The 22,755-nt window shown below is 46.5% G+C and carries 16 protein-coding genes; 5 read left to right on the top strand and 11 right to left on the bottom strand.

Features of this window, described 5'->3' with window-relative positions; translation table 11 throughout:
- Positions 1-108: 108 nt before the first annotated feature.
- The 5 genes from AC1HDP_RS10740 to fusA all read left to right on the top strand — a co-directional run bounded on the left by AC1HDP_RS10740 (position 109) and on the right by fusA (position 10,421).
- A complete protein-coding gene (locus AC1HDP_RS10740; protein ID WP_479638764.1) occupies positions 109-4,665 on the top strand; it encodes an ATP-binding protein in 4,557 nt (1,518 codons plus the stop codon).
- Between the two features lie 111 nt (positions 4,666-4,776).
- Entirely contained in the window at positions 4,777-6,060 is a 1,284-nt protein-coding gene (locus tag AC1HDP_RS10735) for a porin (RefSeq protein WP_479638763.1), read from the top strand.
- On the top strand, positions 6,060-6,497 hold the full coding sequence (locus tag AC1HDP_RS10730; RefSeq protein ID WP_479638762.1) for a hypothetical protein: 438 nt from the start codon (positions 6,060-6,062) through the stop codon (positions 6,495-6,497). The genes AC1HDP_RS10735 and AC1HDP_RS10730 overlap by 1 nt, the downstream gene beginning before the upstream one ends.
- Positions 6,472-8,079 (top strand): diguanylate cyclase domain-containing protein, encoded by a 1,608-nt coding sequence (locus tag AC1HDP_RS10725; RefSeq protein WP_479638761.1) that lies wholly within the window; start codon positions 6,472-6,474, stop codon positions 8,077-8,079. Before AC1HDP_RS10730 ends, AC1HDP_RS10725 begins: the two co-directional genes overlap by 26 nt.
- Before the next feature lie 251 nt (positions 8,080-8,330).
- Positions 8,331-10,421 (top strand): elongation factor G, encoded by a 2,091-nt coding sequence (gene fusA / locus AC1HDP_RS10720; RefSeq protein ID WP_479638760.1) that lies wholly within the window; start codon positions 8,331-8,333, stop codon positions 10,419-10,421.
- A gap of 246 nt (positions 10,422-10,667) precedes the next feature.
- Here fusA and AC1HDP_RS10715 read toward each other — a convergent pair whose 3' ends face one another.
- The 11 genes from AC1HDP_RS10715 to AC1HDP_RS10665 form a co-directional block, all read right to left on the bottom strand.
- Entirely contained in the window at positions 10,668-11,567 is a 900-nt protein-coding gene (locus tag AC1HDP_RS10715) for a LysR family transcriptional regulator (RefSeq protein ID WP_479638759.1), read from the bottom strand.
- Between the two features lie 89 nt (positions 11,568-11,656).
- On the bottom strand, positions 11,657-11,917 hold the full coding sequence (locus AC1HDP_RS10710; RefSeq protein WP_479638758.1) for a DUF5062 family protein: 261 nt from the start codon (positions 11,915-11,917) through the stop codon (positions 11,657-11,659).
- A 517-nt stretch (positions 11,918-12,434) separates the two neighbouring features.
- Positions 12,435-12,863, bottom strand: a complete 429-nt coding sequence (locus AC1HDP_RS10705; protein ID WP_479638757.1) for a nitrate reductase cytochrome c-type subunit — start codon at positions 12,861-12,863, stop codon at positions 12,435-12,437.
- On the bottom strand, positions 12,860-13,741 hold the full coding sequence (gene napH / locus AC1HDP_RS10700) for a quinol dehydrogenase ferredoxin subunit NapH (protein WP_479638756.1): 882 nt from the start codon (positions 13,739-13,741) through the stop codon (positions 12,860-12,862). Before napH ends, AC1HDP_RS10705 begins: the two co-directional genes overlap by 4 nt.
- A complete protein-coding gene (gene napG / locus AC1HDP_RS10695; RefSeq protein WP_479638755.1) occupies positions 13,738-14,460 on the bottom strand; it encodes a ferredoxin-type protein NapG in 723 nt (240 codons plus the stop codon). Before napG ends, napH begins: the two co-directional genes overlap by 4 nt.
- A 78-nt stretch (positions 14,461-14,538) precedes the next feature.
- On the bottom strand, positions 14,539-17,028 hold the full coding sequence (gene napA, locus AC1HDP_RS10690; protein ID WP_479638754.1) for a nitrate reductase catalytic subunit NapA: 2,490 nt from the start codon (positions 17,026-17,028) through the stop codon (positions 14,539-14,541).
- Positions 17,025-17,294, bottom strand: a complete 270-nt coding sequence (locus AC1HDP_RS10685) for a chaperone NapD (protein WP_140933716.1) — start codon at positions 17,292-17,294, stop codon at positions 17,025-17,027. The genes napA and AC1HDP_RS10685 overlap by 4 nt, the downstream gene beginning before the upstream one ends.
- A 466-nt stretch (positions 17,295-17,760) precedes the next feature.
- Positions 17,761-18,486, bottom strand: a complete 726-nt coding sequence (locus AC1HDP_RS10680) for a fumarate reductase iron-sulfur subunit (protein ID WP_140933715.1) — start codon at positions 18,484-18,486, stop codon at positions 17,761-17,763.
- Positions 18,483-20,492, bottom strand: coding sequence for a fumarate reductase flavoprotein subunit (locus tag AC1HDP_RS10675; RefSeq protein WP_479638753.1), 2,010 nt, complete (start codon positions 20,490-20,492; stop codon positions 18,483-18,485). Before AC1HDP_RS10675 ends, AC1HDP_RS10680 begins: the two co-directional genes overlap by 4 nt.
- A gap of 82 nt (positions 20,493-20,574) precedes the next feature.
- Positions 20,575-21,300 (bottom strand): fumarate reductase cytochrome b subunit, encoded by a 726-nt coding sequence (locus tag AC1HDP_RS10670; RefSeq protein ID WP_479638752.1) that lies wholly within the window; start codon positions 21,298-21,300, stop codon positions 20,575-20,577.
- Positions 21,301-21,440: 140 nt separating this feature from the next.
- Positions 21,441-22,742, bottom strand: a complete 1,302-nt coding sequence (locus tag AC1HDP_RS10665; protein ID WP_479638751.1) for an anaerobic C4-dicarboxylate transporter — start codon at positions 22,740-22,742, stop codon at positions 21,441-21,443.
- Positions 22,743-22,755: the final 13 nt, after the last annotated feature.

Raw genomic sequence — 22,755 nt, 5'->3', positions numbered from 1 at the left:
TTTGGAACAAAGCGTCTACGGCAGTTTAATGGCAATTGCGTTGTGATTAAAGTTTAATTACGGGCTAAAAATGTAAAACATAAAGAGGCTATCGCCGAGGATCTTTAGATGACGAGCAAAAATCAGCCCATGCAAATGACTCAAGTTTATAAAACTGCTGATCCGCTATTTCTTCAGGCGGAACATTTAGCAAAAGACTTTTCACTATTTCCAGAGCACAGTAAACGTAGTCTGTCAGCGGAAGTAGAAGGCCTATTAGATGACGATGCTATTCAGGCTAACTTAAAAAAACTGTCACAGTTAGATGTCGATGGTTATGTGGCTAAGGTTATCCAACCTACCTTAGACAAAAATCGCCCTGGTGCTAAGCGCATCATTGCTGATTTAAAAGGCAAGCTGATCACTGATACCCATATGGGGCCTTTTTACAGTGCTGAAATTGCATTAAATTTTGGTGGTCGCACTCGTCGTATTGGTTTTATTGCTCAAGAGCGAACCACGGCCAATGGTGCTTGGATGCCTGAGCATCACCTTGCTTGTTGTGATGCGATTCGTCATTTCGCCGAATTGTCTATGCCAATTATTTATATGATTGATACTCCTGGCGCTGATGCTGGTGAGTTAGCTAATAGTCATAACCAAGCGCATTCTATTTCTAAAGCTATTGCCGAAAGTGCCAACGTCGATGTACCGACTGTGGGTATTGTTATCGGTGCTGGTTACTCAGGTGGCGCGATTCCTTTAGCGTCTGCCAATATCTTGCTGTCGCTGCGTGATGGTATTTTCAATACTATTCAGCCGCAAGGCTTGCAAAGCATTGCCCGTAAATACAACTTGTCATGGCAAGAATGTGCTAAATCAGTGGGTGTAGCGCCAGAAGAGCTTTACACCTTAGGCTGTATTGACGGCATTATTGATTTCACGCCAAGCGATCGCGATGAGCGTCAACATAACTTACGCCGGGCCATTATTTCATCGATCACCGCCGTTGAACGTGCGGCTATATCGTTTGTTAAAGAATCGCGGGATTTACGTGAGCATCACGACCGCTCACTGCAGCGCTTTTTGACGCCATCAACCAATCTGGCTGCGCTTGAAAACAATGCCAAAATGGCCGTGGCTCAAAACCCGACCATGCACCTTAACTTGTTTGGTAGTGCCTATCGTTATTTGCGCTATCTAACCTTACGCAGCCGTATTCATTCGATTTCTCAAGATCAGTACGGACGTTTATCTAAGGTGAGTGTCCCTGAAGGTGATTTACGTGCTCGAATCACGCAAGAGCAAGAAAAAGTCTTCCAAAGCTGGTTAACTAACCCTGATAAAATTGTCTACGACGAAGAGCTAAACAAGTTGTGGACTCAGTTTATGACTAAGCGTTCAGAGGTGAGTACTGAGCGTAACGTGCTGACGCGCTTAATCTTAGGCGAGCCTAAAGAAAACTATAAGAAAGCCCGTAAGGCTTTGTTATTTAATCTGGGTTGGTCTTTGTATCATCGTTGGAAAAATAACTCAGCCAACAACTTTGTGGGTCTGATTGAGTACCTGGAAAATATCAAGCCAGAAGTGACTAAGCGTCCTTGGCCGGATCTTAACCAGCTGACAGTGCTGGATGTGGTTGTCAATGAAGAGCTGCGTAATGACTTCATTTGGCATTGCCATAACATCATGATATTCAACGCGCTTTATGACAATGTCGTGATTAATCTGGCATCGATTGCAAAAGAAGCCATGTCGACCAAGAGTCTGTCACGCGATTCAGTGGATAGCTTATTACATACTTCTATCGATAAAGCGTTATCCAATGAAAACGTAGCCAACGATAAGAGTAAGTTTTATAAGTGGCTGAAATACTTCATGTCACAGTCAAATCGTGCCGATTTATTGGTGCGCGTTGAGCAGTGGAAGAGTGTTGGTTTCCCACAATTAAACAACTCATTGTTTGTGATTTTGACTTATTTCTTCGAGCGTTTGCTGCCAGAGTATTTTGATAGCGAAGAAGAAAGTGGTAAGTACACAGGCACGATTAACCCTGTGCGTATCGGTCGTCGTAAAGACTTCTGGAACCGCTTAACTATGGGTTATCAGGATTTATTAATCCAAAAAGTGCTGCGTGAAGATAAGCGCGCGGGTCATTTAACTTGGCAAAATATTGTCGCTAAGTTCTTTAAGAACTTCGACGAAATTAATGCCGATAAGATGTCTGCAAACCAATTAAACTTCCCAGGTTTCCGTCTGTCCATTGAAGATGCGCTGGATAAAGGTATTCGTCCTTGTGGTTTGATTACTGGTATAGGCGAGCTTAATCAGCAAGGCAAAAAAATCCGCGCGGGTATTGCGGTATCAAATACGGCCTTCCAAGCCGGCGCCTTTGATATGGCGAGCGCTGAGAAGTTCTCATCATTACTGATTGAGTGTGCTAAGCGCAAGCTGCCGGTGATTTGCTTTATTTCATCGGGCGGCATGCAAACCAAAGAAGGCGCTGCGGCACTGTTCTCTATGGCCGTGGTGAACGATCGTATTACTCGCTTTATTCGTGATAACGAATTACCTGTGCTGATGTTTGGTTTTGGTGATTGTACTGGTGGCGCTCAAGCATCGTTTGTGACCCATCCATTGGTGCAAACCTATTACTTATCTGGCACTAACATGCCATTTGCTGGCCAAATGGTGGTTCCAGCTTACTTGCCATCAACCTCGACCTTATCCAACTACTTGTCTAAGATCCCAGGTTCCATGAATGGCTTAGTAAACAACCCATTTAATGACAGCTTAAATAACCAGTTAGCGAGCATAGACGCTTTAATGCCTATGCCGCAGCAAAATATTGAAGAAGTCATAGCGAAAGCCTTATCAAGCTTAGTGCCTGAAACGGAAGCTGAAGAAGATGAGATAGTGCAAGACGATCCACGTATCTTGATGAAGCCGATTAAGAAAGTGCTGATCCATGCGCGTGGTTGTACTGCGGTTAAGCTTATCCGTAAGGCGCATGATAATGGCATTAATGTAGTGTTAGTGGCATCTGACCCTGACATGACATCAGTACCTGCCGACATGCTCAAAGAAAATGATAAGTTAGTCTGTATTGGTGGTAACACCTCGGATGAGTCTTATCTGAACGCTTACTCAGTACTAAAAGTGGCTGAATATGAGCAAGTTGACGCGCTGCATCCTGGTATTGGCTTCTTGTCTGAAAGCCCACAATTTGCCGCCTTGTGTGTGAATAATGGCGTTAACTTTATTGGTCCTAGCGTTAACTCTATGACCACTATGGGTAATAAATCCAACGCCATTAAAACTTCACAAGCGCAGCAAGTGCCAGTGGTTCCTGGCTCACACGGTATTTTGAACAATGCCGAGCAAGCGGTAAACGTGGCTAACGAAATTGGTTATCCAGTTCTGCTTAAAGCCGTACAAGGTGGCGGTGGTAAAGGTATTCAGGTCGTTAAGCGCTCTGAAGACATGATAGGTCTATTTCAAAAGACGGCCACAGAAGCGGCGGCGGCCTTTGGTAATGGCGACTTGTATTTAGAAAAGTATGTGACTTCACTGCGTCATATTGAAGTGCAGTTACTGCGCGATAAGTTTGGCAATACTAAGGTATTAGGTATTCGAGATTGTTCGGTACAGCGCAATAACCAAAAAGTGATTGAAGAGTCGGGTTCAACTATGTTGCCTGACGATCTCAAGCAGTTGGTGTTGAAATACACTAGTGCTCTGGGGGATGCCACTGATTACATGGGTGCCGGTACCGTTGAGTTTATTTATAACTTAGATGCCAACGAAGTTTACTTCATGGAAATGAACACTCGTCTGCAGGTAGAGCATCCGGTGACTGAGGTGACGTCGGGCATTGATATTGTTAGCGCGCAATTTGATATTGCGGCTGGTCGCTCAATTGCGGACTTAGTGCCACAAGAATTGGGTTATGCCATTGAGGTACGAGTTACCGCTGAAAAAGCTGCACTCGATAGCCAAGGCATACTGCAACTTGTGCCTAACCCAGGTAAGTTGACTGAATGTATTTTGCCTGAGCGTGATGATGTTGAAATCATTGCTATGGTGGCGCCAAATAAAGAAGTGTCACCTTATTACGACAGCTTAATCGCGCAAATCATTATCCATGGCGATAAGCGTGAAGATACCATAGATAAAATGTGTGAGTATTTAGACTCTGTGTCGATTAAAGGCATTGCGACTAATATTCCGCTGCTTAAGCGTATTCTTAAAGATGGCACCTTCCGTGAAGGCGTTTACGACACTAACTATCTGCCGCGCTTATTGGCTGAGTTAGATGTGCCTGAGTTGATTGCGGAGATGGAAGCTGCCGCAGAAACCGGTGGTATTAACACTGAGTCACTGCGTGTTGGTGAAACTAATGAGCTTAAAGTATTAGCACAAGGCGCAGGTATTTTCTATAGCTCACCAGCGCCAGGTGAACCTGATTTTGTCTGTGAAGGCGACATAGTCACTGTCGATCAAGTGTTAGCATTAACTGAAGCGATGAAGATGTTCTCGCAGCTGAATTTAGCTAGCTTTAACCGTAAAGGCGCCGTGTTGTATCCTGAAGATCAGCGTTATCGTATTGAGCGTATTCTTAATACTAACGGTCAGCAGATTTCACAAGGTGACTTGCTGTTTGTGGTATCACCGGTCGAAGCGTAAAGGTTACATTTTGATATAAAAACCGCCGTTAGGCGGTTTTTTTTTGCTTATTTTCCATTTAATCCAACGAGTCATCTATCTTTATAAAAGGAATAAAAGAGGGATGCGATATTGAAATGCTCAAGGAAGAACCGTCACTTATGGGGTGTCGTTTTTTTTGCCTGCGCTTTTAGCTTGGTTCCTAAGGGGGCTATCGCTGAGTCATCGCCTGAAATCGATTGGAGCGGATTTGCCACCTTAGGGGTGACTTATCGCGATCACCATGACCTATTTTTCCATCGTAATTACAGCTTAAATGCCGATGATGAACACTTTAGTGTTAAGTCAGACAGCTTGCTTGGCTTGCAAACCAATGTGCAGCTGAGCGATGAGTGGGACGCCATGGGGCAAGTGGTGTGGCAAGATAGTTTTGATAATGATTTAGCCAACGCGTTGCAATGGGCCTTTGTGCGTTATCGCCCTAATCACCATTGGGCCATTCGCGTGGGGCGTATTGGCTTAGACTTGTACATGATGAGCGAATATCGCAATGTGGATTATGCCTATGTTTGGTCGCGTCCTTTTACAGAATTCTATGGCTTAACTTCTTCTATCTCACGAATTGATGGCGCCGATATCAGTTATTTCACTGCCTTAGGCGAATATGATCTCGAACTTAAACTGGCCTATGGCAGCAACGAATTTAAGCTGCAAGGCGCAGATAACCCTCTTATGTTGTCCCTTGATGGTAATCTGGCCTTTACTGCTTCGCTTCGAAATGAAACCATGCTGTGGCGTTTTGCGATAGCCAAAACGTCCCTTACAGGGGAGTCAGTGGAAAATAACATCCTCCTAGATGCCCTCAATCAAATCCCTCATCCATTCTGGCCGGCGGCCAGTGATATTGCTGCAGACTTAGTGCTGGATGATAGGCAGATCAATTACTTTGCCTTAGGATTTCAATACGACTCTGGTCCTTGGTTATTTCAAACTGAACTTGGTTACACCGACTCAAGCTGGATTTACTTCCAGTCCAACATGAATGGCTATGGCGCATTGGCGTATCGTTATCGCGATTTCACAGGATTTGGCGCTCTCTCTCACATCGAAAATACCGAAGACGCCGCCACAGTTCCGCCGCCATCATCGTTAGTGCAATATCTGCCGCCAAATTTTCAAGCGCAAATTGATGCCATTTATGATGGCACTAGTATTGCCGTTAATTCCACCAGAGTATCGCAAACTGGATATAGCCTAGGGGTGCGCTGGGATTTTTATCCCAAAATGGCGTTAAAGCTGCAATGGGATTATTTTCAGGTAGATGACAATGGCTCAGCCTTGTGGGAGCGAAAAACCGATATTAAGGGTGAGCAAAATGTAAACCTGGTATCACTGAATTGGAACATGGTGTTTTGATGATGCGAATACTAGCCATGGTGATACTTAATTTTACGCTGCTGACCTCTGCTTATGCTGCAGCAGACCTTCTGGTAGTAATGCAGAAAAATGCCCCTGTCGAAAAGCTCGACCAGCATCAAGTGGTCGATATTTTTATGGGCCGCAATAACATGCTCAATAGTGACCAAAAATATCGGGTGTTTGATCAAAATACTGTGACTGGCATCCGTGAGTCTTTTTATCGGCAACTAGTTAATCGCAGTGAGACGCAAATTGATGCCTATTGGGCACGATTACTTTTCTCTGGTCGCACCACGCCGCCAACCATGATCAAGGGCATGGACGAGTTAGTGCAAAAGGTAGTACAAACTCCGGGAGGCATTGCCTATATTTCGCGGGACAAATTAGTGGATGAATTAAAGGTTGTGTATGAATTCTCCGCGCCCCGCCAGTAAACTTTATGTGGTCGTTGCTATAGCCATTGCCGTGGTGGCGAGTATTTTCGCTATCATGGCATCCAGTTATTTTTATTTTGATGTGGCGCAACGTGAGCGCCAAAGCGCTGATAATTTGATTAGCCAACTGGCGTTAACCGTAAAAAAAACCGCCGAAGTGGCAAGCTTTGTTAATAACGTTGAATTGGCGCAAGAGATAGTCGATGGTCTAGTAGCTAATGATTTAGTGGCCAATGCCGCTATTCGTAACAACAACGGCAAGTATTTAGCGGGAGTAGCAGCTGTTTCTAAAACCGATAAAATAGTGTCTTCAGTTAGTTTCCCTTTATATCATCCCTTCTTTGACGATGAACTGCTTGGCAGTTTAGAGATAGCGCCAGATCAAAACTTTATTGCGCAAAAGGCTGAAACACTAGCTAAACGTCAAGCCGTGTTACTGCTCTTGTACACTGCATTAGTGGTATTGGCAGTATCTTACTTAGTGCACCGTATGTTAACTGCGCCCTTGGCCTTATTAACTAAAGAATTTTCCCAGATTACCCCAGGGCAAGATCATCATATCGCCATGCTTAAACATCATCAGCGTGATGAAATTGGCGCGCTTGTCACAGGCATTAATCAGTTGCTCGATTCACTTAATACCTCGATTGTTGAAGAACGGCGTTTACGTCAGAAAACAGAAGTGCTGGAGCAAAAATTTAGACTTATTTTTGAATCTGCCAGCGCCGGTATCTGCTTAATCGATGAGAAAAATCTCCTGCTGGTATTTAACCCCGCGTTTGCCAAATTAGTGTCTGCCGATAACGTGTGCAGAGAAGAAGATGATTTAACCGCGGCGTTTGAAGATCAGCACGAGATAGCTTTATTTCTCGAGCAATTACGCAGTAATGACCTTGAAACTGTGGCCATGGATCTTAAGCTCAAGCGCCATGAGTCTGGCTATTCACGCTGGGTGCATTGTTTATTCTCCAAGCTCACGACGAGTATGGGCCAAGAGCAAATGATGATAGAAGTGTTAATGTACGATGTTACTGAACGCACCATGGAAGAGTCGATGACACGCTTTGAAGCTGACCATGATCCTTTAACTCGGCTCAAAAATCGCCGTAGTGGTGAGCGTTTATTGCAAGACATGCTTAATCGCGCGCAGGAGCAAAGGCGGGTGATGGTGGTCATGCTGATTGATTTAGATGCTTTTAAGCCCATTAACGATAAATTTGGCCATGATGCGGGTGATATAGTCTTAAAAGAAGTCAGTGAGCGCATGGTACTCATTGCTGGAACCGATGCCGTGTGCATTCGCTGGGGCGGCGATGAATTTGTATTAGCATATTTACTCGATGACATTAATCCCCATGTATTAACCGCGGCTTTAGCTCAAGAGCTATTAGCCATTATTGCTTTACCTATCTATTTGGATTCGGGTGTGCAATGTAAGGTAGGCGCGAGTATTGGTATGGCCTTGTATCCCTATAACGGCTTAGAATTAGCTAGGCTTCTGGACGCCGCGGATATTGCTATGTATCAAGTCAAAGAGTCTGGTAAACAAAGCTATGCGTTTGTGCGCAAACTCGAAGCTTAGCTCTAGCGTATAATTGTTATTATCTTAAATCTTCTCATCAGCTTAAATTAAATCCCGCGTGTTTTAACGCTAGTATTTGTCACTATTGCGCTTAAGGTAGGTTTTTTGGACCGTGGTTGCGAAAAAGTGCAAGGGTTATTTGCGCAAGCTCAGGTTCCCCTTTACAATATGCCACTAAATCTGATGTGTGGTTTGCTACGATCTGTGGCATACTCCGTCTACTTTCTAAACTAAGCATATAAAGTTGAATCATGACCGACTTATCAAAATACAGAAATATTGGTATTTTCGCTCACGTTGACGCGGGTAAAACCACGACCACCGAGCGTATCCTCAAGCTCACAGGTAAAATCCACCGTCTGGGTGAAGTGCACGATGGCGCTTCAACCATGGACTTCATGGATCAAGAAGCTGAACGTGGTATTACCATTCAGTCAGCGGCGACTACCTGTTTCTGGAAAGATCACCGTTTTAACGTAATCGACACCCCTGGTCACGTTGACTTCACCGTTGAAGTTTATCGTTCTCTAAAAGTACTGGATGGCGGCGTTGGTGTATTCTGTGGTAGCGGTGGTGTAGAACCACAATCAGAAACTAACTGGCGTTATGCTAACGAATCTGAAGTTGCTCGTATCATCTTCGTAAACAAGTTAGACCGTATGGGTGCTGACTTCTTACGCGTTGTTGGCCAGATCAAGAAAGTATTGGGTGCAAACCCATTAGTTATGACTCTGCCTATCGGCCGTGAAGATGAATTCGTTGGTGTTGTTGACGTTCTGACTCGTCAAGCCTTCGTATGGGATGACTCTGGTCTGCCAGAAAACTTCGAAATCAAAGAAATTCCAGAAGACATGGTTGACTTGGTAGAAGAATACCGTGAAATGATGGTTGAAACTGCTGTTGAGCAGGACGACGATCTGATGGAATCTTACATGGAAGGTACTGAACCTTCTATTGAAGAGCTGAAGCGTTGTATCCGTAAGGGTACCATCAACCTGTCATTCTTCCCTACCTTCTGTGGTAGTGCGTTTAAGAACAAAGGTATGCAACTGGTTCTGGACGGCGTGGTTGATTACCTGCCATGTCCAACTGAAGTTGAGCCACAGCCACTGACTGATGAAGAAGGCATCGCCACTGGCGAAGTTGCTACTGTATCTGTTACTGAGCCTTTCCGCGCATTAGCGTTCAAGATCATGGATGACCGTTTCGGCGCCCTGACCTTTATCCGCATCTACTCAGGTAAGCTGGAAAAGGGCATGACTATCATGAACTCTTTCACCGGTAAGACTGAGCGTATCGGCCGTATGGTTGAAATGCACGCTGATGACCGTAACGAAATCGATAAAGCCCAAGCTGGTGACATTATTGCTATCGTTGGTATGAAGAACGTACAAACTGGTCACACTCTGTGTGATCCTAAGCACCCTTGTACTCTTGAGCCAATGGTATTCCCAGTACCAGTTATCTCTATCGCTGTAACTCCTAAGGACAAAGGCGCTTCTGAGAAATTAGGTGTTGCTCTGGGTAAAATGGTTGCAGAAGATCCATCATTCCTGGTTGAAACCGACCAAGAAACTGGTGACACCATCCTGAAAGGTATGGGCGAACTGCACTTAGACATCAAAGTAGACATCCTGAAGCGTACTCACGGTGTTGAACTGACTGTAGGTGCTCCACAGGTAGCTTACCGTGAGACTATCACTCAAGCTATCGAAGACAGCTACACTCACAAGAAGCAGTCTGGTGGTTCAGGCCAATTCGGTAAGATTGATTATAAGATCATTCCTGGCGAGCAAGGTTCTGGCTTCAAGTTTACCTCTAAAGTTGTTGGTGGTAACGTTCCTAAGGAATTCTGGCCAGCAGTTGAGAAAGGCTTTGAGATGATGATGGGTACTGGTCCTTTGGCTGGCTTCCCTGTTCTTGACGTTGAAGTTGAACTGTTAGATGGTTCTTACCACGCAGTTGACTCTTCAGCTATCGCGTTCGAAATCGCTGCTAAAGGCGCTTTCCGTCAATCTATGCCTAAGGCTAAGCCACAGTTGCTTGAGCCTATCATGAAAGTTGACGTGTTCACTCCAGATGACCACGTTGGTGACGTTATCGGTGACTTGAACCGTCGTCGCGGCATGATCAAAGACCAGGAAGCTGGTCTGACTGGCGTTCGCGTTAAAGCTGACGTGCCATTAGCAGAAATGTTCGGTTATATCGGTCAATTACGTACTATGACTTCTGGTCGCGGTCAGTTCTCTATGGAGTTCTCACACTACGCACCATGTCCAAACAACGTAGCTGAAGTTGTTATTGCTGAAACTAAAGCTAAAGACGCTGCTGCTAAGAAGTAATTATTACTCTTAATAGTTGAGTCAAAAAACCCGCTACTGGCGGGTTTTTTTATGGTTAGTATTTGATAACTAATGCGCTTGAATGTGTTTGAACAAGACGCTTTACTGTGGCTTTGGGATAAATTTCTCAAATAAGCTAAGTGGCTATGAATAGCAATTACAGCCACTTAGCTTACAATTAGTAAGAGCGCCTTCGGTTAGCTGTGAACCGCTATTAGAGCGGCTCAGGACTTGATGCCATCACTATTAATTCAGTGCTTGTGGTTGGCTATACATTTCTTGCGCTAATGCCAATAAGGCCTTAGCGGCGGGAGTTAACGCCAGCTGCTCACGCCAAATCAGCGCTAAGTTCCAAGTGGTTTCGCCGCAAATAGGTTTGAAGGCTAATTTGCGCTCAGGTAATTGCGCACAAATTGGCTCAGGTAAGATTGCCAGCCCCATTTTGGACTCTACCATAGAGGCGATAAAGTCCCATTGGCCACTGCGAAACGCCACATTAAGGTTTACGCCAGCTTGCAGGCTTAAGCGCGTTAACAGCTTAGCCAGCGAGAAATCTTCGTTGTACATAATAAATGGATGATCGGCAAAATCTTGCCAACATAAGCTGCTCTTGCTGTTGAGCGGATGGTCTGTCGGAATGCAGGCCAGTAAAGGATATTCTTTAAGTGGCTGACTTAAAAATTCATCATGGCTGGTCGGCAGTGCGGTAAAGGCAATATCGAGCGCGTCTTTGAGCAAAGCTTGCTCGCAGCCGTAACCGCCGTATTCAGACATTTCTAACTGAATGGCCGGATAGCGGCGTCTAAATTCCGTTAGCAAGTCAATAGTGAGCGAACTCATCATAGGGCATATGCCTAAACGTAATTGTCCTGACTTGAGTCCGCGGCGGTTAGTTAACTCTTCTTGTAGACGATGCCATTGACCAAGCATCTGAGTGGCGCTATCCACCAATAATACGCCCGCAGGGGTCAGGGCTACCCTTTGGTTGTTACGAACCAGCAGCGGCTCCCCTAGGCTCTCTTCTAAGCGCTGTATAAGCTTAGTTAAGGTAGGTTGGGTAAGGTAAAGCTTCTCTGCGGCGCGGGTATAGTTGCCCATCTCAGCTAAGGTTAAAAAACAGCGCAAACTCTTAAGAGGAACATTCATGCCAACATGGAATCCAAAATAATCAGAACATGCAGTTTACGCTGGTGCTTGTTGAATTTCTGCACTATTGCCGCAAAGTGTGATTTGGCTCAATTCAATAACGGGTGTTCAGGTGGCAACTGTTTACTTATCCACACTACCAATCTGTGCTTAATTTGTGGGCCGTCTTCTTTGTCTTGGGGGAGGGCGATAATGAGCTTATCTTGCACTAACAAGCGATAGATGATTTCGGCTTTCTGTGGGTCGCTCAGCGGGACTTCGGGAAGGGAATAACCGCGTTTTAAGGCATAGGCTAAACCTATCTTGATTGCCGTTTTAAATAGCTGCGCATCATGTTTATTTTTCTTCATTGCGTACCACCTTAGGTTTTATTGACACCATACGCTGAACACTGGCTATTGGCCAGTATCAGCGGCTAAGTGATAGGTACCGTGCATTCCAAATGGTTATCATATCTATGGTATTAATTCATTTTACCTATTGCGCGCGGTTGCGTATTATAGCCCCATCTTGATTGAACAAGGGAATGGCAATGCCAATGCCAACATTTGAAGGTTTATGGGTTAGCGCTCTATGGTCGTCAGTGGTGGATATCAGCGCGATTTCCTTACCCTCGGTTCAAGTGTCAGAGGATCCTGTTGAGGACGCTGACAAACTTGCTACAGAGAGTGAATAGCTCTTTCTTGATCGTCGTTTATTTGGTTACATTGCATATTTGGTATAAAAACCTTTTTTCGCCTCAGACTTGTTCTGAGGCTTTTTTTTAAGTTTTTTTTGCCATAAAAAACAACCACCCAAGGGTGGTTGTTGATTAACTCTATAGCCAGCTAAGCTCGGCGCTTAAGGTGGCTTAGTGATGAATATAGCTTAGTGGTTAAAGCTGTTTTCCACTATGGCTTGCTTATTATCGGCTTGCGGCACGTGGCACTGAGTACAGAAGTAGTTCTTACCATTCAAAGTACCTTTATCATCAATCACATGTGACTTAGCAATTGGCGTTGCCTTCATGCGAGTCGCTTTATCCCAGCTATGACAATTCATGCAGCTATTTTTATCTATGGTAATGCTGTAATCGGCTTTATGCGGAATTAATGGCGGCTGCTCTTGATAATCGCGCGCTAATGATTTGCCGCGGCTTGGATACTCAGGCATGGCATCGGCTGGGCGCACATCTTCAATGCGGCTATCGCCACCAAGGGATGTGACTTTCACAGGCTCACCAGTAGCGAGTTTTTCTTGTCCTGAACAGGCGGTTAAGCTTAAGGCGAAAAGTGCCAAGGTAATGAGTTTTTTCATGGTGTAATCTCCGCCTTTTCGGCTGTTGTGTTAACTTGGTTTGACGTCAGCGCTTTGCCGTTGTTAGGCGTGTTGCACTGAAGTCGATAATGAAATACTTGCTGGTGACACACATCGATGCAGCGTCCACATAAGCTGCAATCACTGCTAGTGATCTTAATGGTTTCGCCTTTTAGGGCCGGTTTTAATACCTGCGGCTCAGGGCACACATCAAAGCAATCCATGCACATGTCGCACGCTTTGGGCTTGCTTGCCATACGCACTACACTGAGTTTGCCAAGCAGACTATAAAGGGCACCGGTTGGACATAAATGGCCACACCAAGCGCGCTCACTGATAAATAAATCGACCATAAATATCAGCGCCAATAACCATAAGCTGCTAACACCGCCGAACAATAACGCGCGATATAGCAAAGGCACAGGATTGAGCCACTCCCACGCCAGTACTCCAGTCAGCAAAGGTAAGCCTAATACCAAGGCTAAGAGGTAATACTTAAGGCGGCGATCAAGCTTAGTGGTTTTAGGTAAGCGCCAGCGCAATCGTAAATAGGCCGCCAAATCAGTGACTAGATTCACTGGGCACACCCAACTGCAAAAGCTGCGACCGCCTAACACCCCATAAAAGCCCGCAATAATGCCAGCACCTAGCAATAAGCTTGGGGCCCAGTGACCTGCCATTAAGGTTTGCAGGCTCACTAAAGGATCGCTCAATGGCACAGTATCTAAAATGATACTGGCCGATAAGTTACCTTTAATCAGCCACCAACCGCACCAAGGGCCAATGGCGAAAGTGCTAAACACTATGAGCTGACTGAGCCTGCGCAGTATTAGCCATTTTGGCCAACGTGGCTTAGTGCTTACTTGTGGCTGACTCATGGTTTAAACCCCTGATTTAGCATGTCTAAGGTTGTGCTTTCAGTGTCTTGGTAAGTGTCGTGTTCATCAGCCTTACCTGTGGCTAACGCCGTAGGTAATACCTTGATGGCAGGCGTGCTGAGTACGCACGCATGCTCGCACTTACCGCAACCTGTACACAATTCAGGGTTCACTGTGGGAATAAACTCAGCGTGGTGACCACTGCGCGCATTATGCTGCTTGATAAGCACTATGGCTTCATCTATGAGTGGGCAGACGCGATAACAGACATCGCATCTTAATCCCCTAAAGTTAAGACAATTAACTTCATCGATTAATACCGCTGTCCCCATTTTTGCCGCAGTGATATCGGTCAGAGTTGGGTCAAGCGCCTTCGATGGGCAAGCTTTAACGCAAGGAATGTCTTCACACATTTCGCATGGCACGCTGCGCGCCGCAAACCAAGGCGTGCCAGTGGCTGCGCCATCAAACCAGCGAGCAAGATGCAAGGTATCGTAAGGGCAAGCCTCTACGCATAAGCCGCAGCGCACGCAGGCCGATAAAAAATCGGCTTCCGTGCCAGCCCCTGGCGGGCGCAGTGCTTGCGCCGCTAACGGGCTTGATAGCGCAAGGCTAGTGATACCGCTACCGGCTAAAGCAAGCACGCAACCCGTTTTAGCCGCAGACGCCAAAAATTGGCGGCGGTTAACTTGGGTTGGGGTGAGTTTGGCTTTAGACATCAAGATTCTCGTCGGGTTTGCGTTTAAGAGGCCAATCAAGGCCTCTTATCTTGTGATTGCGCTGGTTTTACACTGAGATTACGCAGTGATTTTAGTGACTTTTACCGGGCACTTCTTATAGTCGGTTTCTTTTGATAACGGGTCGGTAGCATCAAGGATTAACTTGTTGACTAACTGACGGGCATCAAAGAACGGCATGAAGACTACGCCTTGTGGTGGCTTGTTACGGCCTTTGGTCTCAACGCGGGTACGCACTTCACCGCGAGGCGAGGCCACCATTACTTCATCGCCGCGCTGCAGACCGCGATCTTTAGCATCTTGTGGGTGCATAAAGATTTGGGCGTCAGGGTACGCGCGGTGCAGTTCAGGGACGCGGGCCGTCATTGAACCTGTGTGCCAATGTTCAAGTACGCGACCAGTACTCATCCACAAGTTGTATTCACTGTTTGGCTCTTCAGCAGCAGGCTCATATGGCAGGGCGAAAATCACTGCTTTACCATCTGGCTTACCGTAGAAGTTAAAGCCTTCACCTGCTTTAACATAGGGATCTGAACCTTCGACATAACGGCGCAGAGTCTCTTTACCGTTAACCACTGGCCAGCGCATACCACGGCTTTCGTGGTAAGCGTCAAAGTTCGCTAAATCGTGGCCATGGCCACGGCCAAAGGCTGCATATTCTTCGAACAGGCCTTTTTGAACATAGTAGCCAAAGTGCTCACTTTCATCGTTAAGCTTTGACTTGCAATCACTTTGTGGGAATTTATCAATCACGCCGTTTTTGAAGATGACGTCATACAGAGTCTTAGTGGCAAGTTCTGGCTGCTTAGCAATTAGTTCAGCTGGCCAGACTTCAGCCACAGTAAAGCGCTTGGAAAATTCCATTAATTGCCACAAGTCTGACTTAGCGCCAGTTGGGGCATTAACTTGCTGGTGCCACATATGAGTGCGACGCTCAGCGTTACCGTAGGCACCTTCTTTCTCAACCCACATAGCGGTTGGCAGAATTAAGTCAGCACTCATAGCAGTAATGGTTGGGTATGGATCTGACACTACGATAAAGTTTTCTGGGTTACGGAACCCTGGGTAAATTTCATCGTTAATGTTCGGGCCAGCCTGCATGTTATTGGTACACATGGTCCAGTAACAATTAAGCTTACCGTCTTTGAGCATACGGCTTTGCAGTACGGCGTGGTAGCCAGGTTTTGCTGGAATAGTGCCGCTTGGCACTTGCCAGGCTTTCTCACAAATTTCTCTGTGCTTGTCGTTGGTCACAACCATGTCAGCTGGCAGGCGGTGAGCAAAGGTACCTACTTCACGGGCAGTACCGCAAGCGGATGGTTGACCTGTCAGTGAGAATGGGCTGTTACCTGGGGTGGCAATCTTGCCGGTCAACAAGTGTATGTTATACAACATGTTGTTAGCCCATACGCCGCGGGTATGCTGGTTAATCCCCATGGTCCATAGACTCATGATCTTAATGCTTGGGTCAGCATAGGCTTGAGCCATTTGCTCTAACTGTTCAATCGGTACGCCACTCATTCGTGAGGCGTAATCGGCCGTGTATGGCTTTAAGAATTCAGCGTATTCAGCAAAGCTAATGGCACTTGAGCCACCGTCGCCTGGATTTTTGGCTTTTTGCTCTAATGGATGCTCAGGGCGCAGGCCATAACCAATATCATCGACGCCTAAGGCAAACTTAGTGTGCTTGTTAACGAAGTCTTTGTTAACTGCGCCGTTTACTATGATGTAGTTGGCAATGTAGTTAAGGATCACTAAGTCAGATTGCGGCTTAAACACCATGGCGTTATCGGCCAAGTCAAAGCTGCGGTTAGTGAAGGTTGAAAGTACATGTACCTTGCCATTAGGATTGCTCAGGCGGCGATCCGATAAACGCGCCCACAATACTGGGTGCATTTCGGCCATGTTAGCGCCCCACAATACAAAGTGGTCAGCGGCTTCTAAGTCGTCATAACAACCCATAGGCTCATCCATACCAAAGGTACGCATAAAGCCCACTACGGCCGATGCCATGCAGTGACGAGCATTGGGGTCTATGTTGTTGGTACGAAAGCCTGCTTTGTGCAGTTTAGCGGCGGCATAGCCTTCCCAAACAGTCCATTGGCCTGAGCCAAACATACCAATGGCAGTCGGGCCTTTAGTGGCTAAGGTGTGCTTCCACTTTTGTGCCATAACATCAAAGGCGGTATCCCAGCTCACTGGCGTAAACTCACCTTCTTTATGGTATTGGCCATCTTTCATGCGCAGTAACGGCGTCGTTAAACGGTCCTTGCCATACATGATTTTTGATAAGAAATAGCCTTTGATACAGTTCAGCCCGCGGTTTACTGAGCTTTCTGGGTCACCTTTAGTGGCCACAACTTTACCCTCACGGGTACCCACTAATACGCTACAACCGACACCGCAAAAGCGGCACGGGGCTTTATCCCAGCTGATGTCATTGTTTTGCTCGGCGGCCTCAACCATACGGATTGGCAGGCTCACTCCGACAGCGGTAGCTGCGGCAACGGCGGCATTGGCTTTTATAAACTCGCGACGACTGATGCTCATGGTGTGATCTCACTTGGTTGTTCCAGGTTATCGACCTGGTGATATATCAAACTGCTAGACAGGACGCCGGGCAGGGAGTTGATGATTTCCACATTATCTAAAATCAGCCCTTGCCGATTGGCCTCTAGCGTCACAATTAACTTGCCCTCAGGGGAAGTGGCATGCAACTCAGCACCTTCAAGCGCACTGATTTGTCGTTGTAATTCGGCCAGTTCATTGACGCTGGCGTGCACGACTAAGCTGGTAATATGGTATTCGCCTGACATTGGCAATCCTCGAAAATAGGCAATCTCAGCGCTTAGTAATTAAGCTGCGAGAAAGAATGAGTTAAGTGTATGCCAGCGATAGCGCAGCGATATACCTAATCAGAGATAATAGAAATGTTTCTTGATTGTGATCATGTTTTTGGGTGTGATCACCATCAAAAATATCAATATTAACGCTGAATTAGCTAATTTTTACGGCTTGAATTTGAGCATTTAGCTAAGTGCTAGAACACTTATTTAGCGGCCAATTTATAAGCTTGTTTGATAGTTGTGCTGGCGGGGTTTTATGCCTTGTTGGCGAAGGCTATGCTAGGGCGCCTAAGTGTAACACTTGGCTCTGGGATGGGGCTTTCGAGTACCAGCTTAAATAAAAACACACTAAAAATCAGGGGTGACTTTTAGTGTGTTTATTAATGTGAATTGCGGCATTAAGAGTGAAGACTCTTAAGCCTCTTAAGCCTTGCCATTAAAGAATAGTCGAGGCCATTTTGCGGCGCAGATAAGCAATTTGCTGCATGTGCGGTAAATCTTTCGGACAGTTATCTTGGCAACCCAGTAAGGTCATGCAGCCAAATACGCCATCTTGATTACCAATCACATGGTAGAAATCATCAGCGGTGCGGCTATCGCGGCTATCCATTTCAAAGCGCGCGATTTTCATCAGGCCAACGGCACCGACAAAGGTATCGCGCATTTGCTTAGTGGCGCAGGCAGATACGCACACGCCACATTCAACGCAGCGCTCAAGCTCATAAATCCGCGCCGCTTCTTCTGGAGCCATAGGATCTTCCAGTCTATGGATATCTTGATCTTCAGGCTTAGGGTGCAGCCACAGCTGTAAACGCTCGGCGATTTCGCGCATAAACTTACCGGTATTTACCGATAAATCACCAATCAATTCAAAGCCTGGCAGTGGCATCAAGATGATTTCGCCATCAGGATAATTGGCGGTTAAGGTGCGACACGCCAGTGTCGGCAAACCGTTAATCACCATAGCGCAGCTACCACAAATACCGGCGCGGCAAACAAAATCAAATTGCAGCGATGGGTCTTGATGCTCGCGCAGTTGATTTAAGGCGATGAACACTGTCATGCCTGGCGTTTCAGTGATCTGATAACGCTGCATCTTCGGCTTATCTTGGCTATCTAACGGATCGTAACGGAAGATGTTGATATTAATTTGACGGCTCATAATGGTTGATTTCCTGCCGGTTGAGATGGAATTGTGGTTAAGGTATCGGTTAAGCGCTCGTTCGGCGCTTGCAAATGGCTTGGCAAGTCAAAAGGCATTAATGCCCGTTGCACGGCATATCTATCGGCATCGTTACCTAAGTCAGCAAGCACTTCTTTGATAGCTTGCTGGCGCTTTTCAGTGTCAGGATGAGGGATAGTATTGTCGTTGCCATAACCGCGATATCCAGGTGGCAATTCCATTTTCATTACATCTAAGGCTTCATAATGCAGTACTGGCTCTAAGGCGTTGGCATCTGGCCAAGTGGCCAAAGTGCGGTTGAGCCAATCTCTATCGTTACGCTGCGGATAATCTTCCCGTGAATGGGCGCCGCGGCTTTCAGTGCGGGCAGCTGCGCCGCAAGCAACGGTTAGGGCTACGCGTAGCATACGAGTGACGCGCAGCGCTTCCACTAGTTCAGGGTTGGCGTGGCGTTTTTTACAGGTGAGACCAAGATTTTTAGCGCGTACTAATAAGGCTTTAAGCTCAGTCACAGCTTTTTCAAGCTCTGGGCCATTACGGAAAATACCCACGTAATTCATCATGATGCGCTGCATTTCATGCTTAATCTTGAATGGGTTTTCTTCGCCATTGCCATCGACCAGTTGATCGATTTCGCTCTTCAGCTGAGTGCCAAACTGTTCAATCAGCTTAGTATCGATTTCTAAATGGTTTTGCTCACAAAAATCAGCCACGTATTTGCCGATGATCATGCCGCCTACCACAGTTTCGGCCACCGAATTACCGCCTAAACGGTTAAAGCCGTGCATGTCCCAACAAGCCGCTTCGCCAACGCTAAACAAGCCTTTTAACTGCGGGCTTTCACCGGTGGCGTTAGTGCGCACGCCGCCCATAGAATAATGCTGGGTTGGGCGCACAGGGATCCAGTCTTTACAAGGGTCGATACCTAAGAAGTACTCGCAAATCTCTTTCACTTCACGCAGGTTATTTTCAATATGATCGCGGCCAAGCAAGGTGATATCTAGCCATAAATGCGGGCCATAAGGGCTATCAACGCCTTTGCCTTTACGCATATGTTCAGTCATGCGCCGTGATACTACGTCCCGTGAGGCAAGCTCTTTCTTTTCCGGCTCGTACTCAGGCATAAAGCGATAACCGTCTTTATCCCGCAAAATACCGCCATCACCGCGGCAACCTTCAGTGGTTAAAATGCCTGCTGGCACAATAGCGGTGGGGTGGAATTGCACCGCTTCCATATTGCCTAAGGTGGCAACACCGGTATCGAGTGCTAAGGCTTGGCCTATGCCTTCACAAATAGTGGCGTTGGTGGAGATTTCATAAATCTTGCCATAACCGCCAGTGGCGATAGTGGTAGATTTGGCCACATAGGCACGCAGCTCACCTGTGATTAAACAGCGAGCAATTACGCCATGGCAGCGCTTGCCGTCATGAATAAGCGATAAGGCTTCAATGCGCTCATGTACTGGTACGCCCATGGAAATCGCTTGGTTATCTACCGCGTACAGTAATGAGTGACCTGTGCCATCGGCGGTATAACAAGTACGCCATTTTTTGGTGCCACCAAAGTCGCGGGCATTGATTAAGCCATGGGCTTCTTCCGCTTCATTCAGTGTGACCTTTTGGGCGTTCATGATCACTTCGCGTGGGCCTGCGGAAATTCGTGACCAAGGCACGCCCCAGTGAGTTAATTCGCGAATGGCTTTAGGCGCGCAGTGGGCAAACATTCGAGCTACGTCTTGATCGCAGCCCCAGTCAGAACCTTTGACGGTATCGTGAAAATGCACATCTTCGTTATCGCCCATGCCCTTGACAGTATTGCCAAGGCTGGCCTGCATGCCGCCTTGCGCGGCGGCTGAATGTGAGCGCTTAGCGGGAATTAACGATAACACTAAGGTGTCAAGGCCGCGCTCCTTGGTGGCGATAGCAACTCGTAGGCCTGCTAAACCGGCACCAACTACTAATGAGTCTGTATAAATGATTTTCAAATCAAATCCTTATCTAATAATTTAGATAGCTTTTTATTAATCTATCATCGCTTGGTAGCGACTAATGGCTGTAGCTACTACTTCACTTAGGGGAATAAGGCACCACTGGCTGAGTTAACTCACTGCCAATGGAGATATAAGTGATAAGACTGAGTGAACCTAAGCACAATAAATAGACCAGCAGCACCTTAGCGATATTACGCACTAACGTACGGTTATTACTGAGACCCCATTTCACTATCACTCGGTATAAACCAAATAAACCGTGGATAAGTACTATGGGTAATAGCAGCACATACAGTAACCAAGCGTTGTCGTGGTAGACGCGCTCAGCCGACAGATGTGGGCCAATTTCTGGGTTTAAAATCATGGTTCCAAGATGCACTGACACTAAGAAAAACAGCAAGAAGCCGGTCACCATCTGCCAAAACCAAATGCGGGTGTCACCATGTTTAATGTTGACCATAAAGCCACGCAGCGCGCGCCATTGACCAATTTGGACGGGAAAGCGGCGTAAGGCAAAGGCCGCGTGAATTAACACTATGGCTAAAATCACCACAGAAAATATTTGAGTCACTACAGGGATACCATGACCACTTTCAGTAAACATGCCGCCTTCAAGTAGTTGCACTACGTGATAGAAGGCATCTTTACCTAATAAAATGCTCGCCTCAAAATGCATATGCACTAACAAGAAAGCGCCCAGAATAATACCGGTTAGACTCTGTAAACCATCGGCTTTCGCCGACCATGCTTGGCCAAATGGCCCGCCATTAATCGCGGTAGGGACTCGGTTTTTGGTTGACATCAATTCACCTTTTACTGGCTTGGACTAGGAGTTAATCGCCGCCCCTAGACCCAAGTTTTTCCTGGTTGAGTTAAGCCGTCATCCTGCTTGCATGGGTTGACGGCTCGCTTGACCCCTTGATAGCAGGTCACAATATGGCGCTATAACATCATGCCGCCAAATACGAAGCCTAAGGCCACGCTGGTTGCAATAGTGATAACACCTGGGATGAGGAACGGATGGTTAAATACTGCCTTACCAATACGGGTTGAACCGGTATCGTCCATCTCAACCGCTGCTAACAAGGTTGGGTAAGTTGGTAATACGAACAGGGCGCTAACGGCAGCAAATGAAGCAATAGCCGTTAATGGGCTAACACCGATAGCTAATGCCGCAGGCATTAAGGCTTTGGTGGTGGCGCCTTGTGAGTAGAGCAGCATAGAAGCAAAGAATAAGGCAACGGATAACATCCAAGGTTGGGTTTCCAGTAAGCTGCCTGATAACTCTTTAATTTCGTTGATATGATTAGATACGAAGGTATCGCCTAACCAAGCCACACCTAATACGCACACACAAGCAGACATGCCTGATTTAAAGGTGGCAGCGTTAGAGATTTCACCAGCATCTAAGCGGCAGAAAATGGTGATGGCGGCAGCGGCAGTCAGCATGATCACCATAATGGCTGAGTCACGTGGCAGCACAGGGTTAGTGATTAAGCCAACCATGTCAGAAATCGCAGTGGCGTAAGCCATAACGGTGGCAATCGCCACTAAGAAAATGAGCACTGAACGCTTGGCGCAAGGCTGGATTTCTACTTTAGTTTTGCCGCGGATTTTCACTAAGCCTTTAGCTAAACGATCTTGATAGATAGGATCGTCAGCCAGTTCCTTACCCATTAAATTGGCAACGACAGCGCCGACCATACAAGCGATAAAGGTTGATGGAATACAGATAGCCAGCAGCACTAAATAATCAACGCCAAGTGGATCTAAGATGCCAGAGAAAAATACTACAGCGGCAGAAATCGGTGAGGCAGTAATCGCAATTTGTGATGCAACCACAGCAATTGATAATGGGCGTGATGGACGAATGCCTTGCTCTTTAGCCACTTCAGCAATTACAGGTAAGGTCGAAAATGCTGTGTGACCAGTACCTGCGAACAGGGTCATAAAATAGGTGACCACAGGCGCTAAAAAGGTGATTTGCTTTGGGTGACGACGCAACAACCTTTCAGCTTGTGCTACTAAATAGTCCATACCGCCAGAGACTTGCATAGCAGCAATGGCAGTAATTACCGCCATGATGATAAGGATTACATCGATAGGAATAGAGCCTGGGGTTAAACCTAAGCCCATAGTTAAAATAAGAACGCCCACACCGCCAGCAAAGCCTATGCCCATGCTGCCCATGCGAGCTCCGAGGAAAATCGCGCCGAATAGTACGACTAATTCTAGTATTATCATTATTTTAGCTCTT

It is taken from the genome of Shewanella sp. ISS20 (assembly GCF_056522965.1).
Note: the sequence above shows the minus strand (reverse complement) of the source record. Positions and strands in the feature narration are given on the sequence as shown.

What these genes read in the sequence shown, in the direction of transcription:
- AC1HDP_RS10740 (WP_479638764.1), top strand. Translation starts at nt 109, where the DNA reads ATGACGAGCAAAAATCAGCCCATGCAAATGACTCAAGTTTATAAAACT.
- AC1HDP_RS10730 (WP_479638762.1), top strand. Translation starts at nt 6,060, where the DNA reads ATGATGCGAATACTAGCCATGGTGATACTTAATTTTACGCTGCTGACC.
- AC1HDP_RS10725 (WP_479638761.1), top strand. Translation starts at nt 6,472, where the DNA reads ATGAATTCTCCGCGCCCCGCCAGTAAACTTTATGTGGTCGTTGCTATA.
- fusA (WP_479638760.1), top strand. Translation starts at nt 8,331, where the DNA reads ATGACCGACTTATCAAAATACAGAAATATTGGTATTTTCGCTCACGTT.
- AC1HDP_RS10715 (WP_479638759.1), bottom strand. Translation starts at nt 11,567, where the DNA reads ATGAATGTTCCTCTTAAGAGTTTGCGCTGTTTTTTAACCTTAGCTGAG.
- AC1HDP_RS10710 (WP_479638758.1), bottom strand. Translation starts at nt 11,917, where the DNA reads ATGAAGAAAAATAAACATGATGCGCAGCTATTTAAAACGGCAATCAAG.
- AC1HDP_RS10705 (WP_479638757.1), bottom strand. Translation starts at nt 12,863, where the DNA reads ATGAAAAAACTCATTACCTTGGCACTTTTCGCCTTAAGCTTAACCGCC.
- napH (WP_479638756.1), bottom strand. Translation starts at nt 13,741, where the DNA reads ATGAGTCAGCCACAAGTAAGCACTAAGCCACGTTGGCCAAAATGGCTA.
- napG (WP_479638755.1), bottom strand. Translation starts at nt 14,460, where the DNA reads ATGTCTAAAGCCAAACTCACCCCAACCCAAGTTAACCGCCGCCAATTT.
- napA (WP_479638754.1), bottom strand. Translation starts at nt 17,028, where the DNA reads ATGAGCATCAGTCGTCGCGAGTTTATAAAAGCCAATGCCGCCGTTGCC.
- AC1HDP_RS10685 (WP_140933716.1), bottom strand. Translation starts at nt 17,294, where the DNA reads ATGTCAGGCGAATACCATATTACCAGCTTAGTCGTGCACGCCAGCGTC.
- AC1HDP_RS10680 (WP_140933715.1), bottom strand. Translation starts at nt 18,486, where the DNA reads ATGAGCCGTCAAATTAATATCAACATCTTCCGTTACGATCCGTTAGAT.
- AC1HDP_RS10670 (WP_479638752.1), bottom strand. Translation starts at nt 21,300, where the DNA reads ATGTCAACCAAAAACCGAGTCCCTACCGCGATTAATGGCGGGCCATTT.
- AC1HDP_RS10665 (WP_479638751.1), bottom strand. Translation starts at nt 22,742, where the DNA reads ATGATAATACTAGAATTAGTCGTACTATTCGGCGCGATTTTCCTCGGA.